The 272-nt window shown below is 60.7% G+C and carries 1 protein-coding gene; it reads left to right on the plus strand.

All coding sequences use genetic code 11. From position 1 onward, the window contains the following. Positions 1-272: SdrD B-like domain-containing protein (locus H9S92_RS00115; RefSeq protein WP_222935914.1), on the plus strand; the 272-nt coding region annotated here is incomplete at both ends.

A 272-nucleotide genomic window follows, 5' to 3' on the forward strand; every position in this document is an offset into this window, starting at 1 on the left:
AGCTTCCCCGGCGGTGCGCAGGACGATACCGACCCGCAGGACGATGCGAACGGCAATATGACGATTGACTTCGGCTTCGTGCCGGTCAACAGCGTGGGCTCTTCGGTCTTCTTCGACATGAACAACGATGGCATCCAGATGGGTGCCAATGAGGTCGGCGTCCCGAACGTACCGGTTCAGCTGTTCGCGGACCTGGACGGCGACGGCACGCCCGAGACGCTGGTCGGTGAAACGACGACGAACGACGATGGCATCTACTTCTTCGACAACCT

The organism is Neolewinella lacunae, from assembly GCF_014349155.1.
GTDB classification, from domain to species: domain Bacteria; phylum Bacteroidota; class Bacteroidia; order Chitinophagales; family Saprospiraceae; genus Neolewinella; species Neolewinella lacunae.